At 66.6% G+C, this 2,464-nt stretch carries 3 protein-coding genes; all 3 read right to left on the bottom strand.

What is annotated here, in order from left to right; translation table 11 throughout:
- Positions 1-561 precede the first annotated feature (561 nt).
- Positions 562-1,548, bottom strand: a complete 987-nt coding sequence (locus ACWEVR_RS33945; RefSeq protein WP_452470201.1) for an alpha/beta fold hydrolase — start codon at positions 1,546-1,548, stop codon at positions 562-564.
- 61 nt (positions 1,549-1,609) lie between these two features.
- Positions 1,610-2,095, bottom strand: coding sequence for a phage holin family protein (locus tag ACWEVR_RS33940; RefSeq protein WP_067494480.1), 486 nt, complete (start codon positions 2,093-2,095; stop codon positions 1,610-1,612).
- Between the two features lie 153 nt (positions 2,096-2,248).
- Positions 2,249-2,464: AMP-binding enzyme (locus ACWEVR_RS33935; protein WP_452470200.1), on the bottom strand; the 216-nt coding region annotated here is incomplete at its 5' end.

Genomic DNA, 2,464 nt, shown 5'->3' with positions numbered 1-2,464 from the left:
CCGCGAGTTAGCCGCCGTTGCGCATGCGCGAAGCGCGAGCAACGGCGGCTAACTCGCGGCCCTCCAGGGGCCGCGCTCGAGCGCGCCAGCGCTCCGAAAATACAGCCGAATACCTCCTTGGTGCACAAAACACCGAGGTGGTGCCGCGTGGCTGGGAATGCGGTAGGCGGCGGCCTGGAGTAGTACCGCATGGCTGGGAATGCGGTAGGCGGCAGCCTGGAGTGATGCCGCATGGTTGGTTGTGCGGTAGGCCGCGGCCTCAAGTGACGCCGTGTGGCTGGGAATGCAGTAGGCCGCGGCCTGGAGTGGTGCCGCACGGCTGGATGTGCGTCAGGTGGCGCCCTCGAGTAACGCCGTGTGGCTAGGTGTGCGGTAGGCGGCAGCCTGGAGTCGTGCCGCACGTCTGGTTGAGCGGCAGGCGTCGGCCTGGAGTGGGGACGCACGGCTCGAAGCGCGTAGCGGCGCCCTCGAGCAATCCGCACGGCTAAAGTTGGACAAGTAGCCGCTTACGACTGATGCCATTCGACCGAAAACACCCCGCCACCGCACCGCCGGCCAACATCAAGGCGACACCAAGTCATCCTTCGGAGCATCATTGGCACCGTTCTGCTCATGCCAATACGCGGTAAGCACCTCATTGACCTTGCCCGGGTTCTCCTGATGGGCGTAATGGCCCGCATCCGGAATAGTCACCAGTGCCCGACGCGGTGAAAGCTCCTGATCCCGCTCGATGGTCGAGGCCAACAGATACTGGTCATTCGCACCGCGCAACCCGAGAACAGGAATGTCGATCGGATCCCGCATCGTCGCCATGAACCGCTTACCGTCAGGCCGCCATTGGCTCCGAAAGGCCCATCGCTGATACTCCAGCGCGCTGTGAGCGGCACCGGGTATGCGAATAGCCGTCCGCATCCGTGACGCGGTCTCGGTGAATTCGGCGGTACGCGACCAGGATTCGCCGACCCGCTCGCGCAGCAACCGCTCCACCTCGGCCCCGCCCCGCCGCGTGAGGAGGTTCTCGGGGTACCGGGGCAACTGATAGCGCAGGAATTGGGGCAGCCAGGCGGAACGCTGTGCGGGGTCGCGCAGGACGGCACTCTTCAACGCGGCGGGGTGCGGCGAGCTCACGAGCGCGATGGACCGAACCAGCCGCGGATGCAGGACCGCGGTGGCCCAGCAGACGAGGCCGCCGTCGGCGTGGCCGACGAGGGTCGCCTCGGTGTGGCCGAGCGCGCGGATGAGTCCGGCGATGTCACCGGCGAGGGTCCACCCGTCGTAGCCGCGGGGCGGTTTGTCCGTGTCGCCGTATCCGCGCAGGTCGACGGCGACGGTCCGGTACCCGTGGTCGGCGATTCCGGTGAGCTGATGACGCCACGACCACCAGAAGTCGGCGAACCCGTGCAGCAGCAGCACCAGCGGCGCGTCGGCGCGCACCGTGGCGTCGGCTTCGACGACATGGAAGCGGATCCCGTTGGCGTGCACGTCCCGGTGGGTCCACGGGCCGTCGTAACGGACGGTGGACGGATCCGGGAATGAATTGGACGACACGCCGATCGAGCCTAGTGGGCGGGTCCGGTCGTGGCGACCGGGCCCGCCGGGGCTGGACTCGTCAGTTCTTCGCCTTCTCCAGCGACGGGGTGTGCTCGCGGTGGGCGAGTGCCTGCGGCAGCACCTCGGCGCTCTGCTTGAGCGAGCCGATCGTCTTCTCCGGCGCCTTCAGCTTCTTCACCTTGCGATAGCCGAGGAAGGCCAGCAGCGCGGTGGCGAGCACCATCAGCGTGAAGACGATGAGGAACGCCGCCCACCGGTACAGCCACACGTCGAGCAGTTCGGCGAGGAAGAAGAAAAAGAAAAACGAGCTGAACAGCAGGATCGTCAGCGCGAGGATGAAGAAGACACTGCCGGTGAGGCCCTTCTTGACCTCGCCGGTGACCTCGGCCTTGGCCAGCGCGACCTCGGCGCGCACGAGCGTGGACAGCTGCTCGGTGGCGTCGCGGACGAGGCTGCCGATGCTGGCCGATCCGGGCGGATTGGCGTCGGTCAACGGGATGGAAGTGACCGTCCGACCGTCATTTCCGCCTTGGGTGTAACTCACTTCGTCGACCCTTCTCCCTGTGGTAACTGGTCCGCATCGCGGCGCGCGGTGTGCACACGTCTTGGCGCAACACTAGCGCCGATCCGATCAGCGATGCTGCCCTGGAGGTGACCGACACGGCTATCGCCGCAACCGTAGCGTGCCGGTCCCCGATCAGTTGCCGCCGGTGCGGATGGCCTCGAAGACGGCGGGGTCGACGAGGGTTGAGGTGTCGCCGAGTTCGCGGCCTTCGGCGACGTCGCGCAGGAGTCGGCGCATGATTTTGCCGCTGCGCGTTTTGGGGAGTTCGGGGACGATGTGGATTTCGCGGGGTTTGGCGATGGGGCTGATCTGTTTGGATACTTCGGCTTTGAGGGTGTCGACGAGGGT

The sequence above is a fragment of the Nocardia sp. NPDC003979 genome (assembly GCF_053605015.1).
This window is presented reverse-complemented; position numbering and strand designations above follow the sequence as displayed.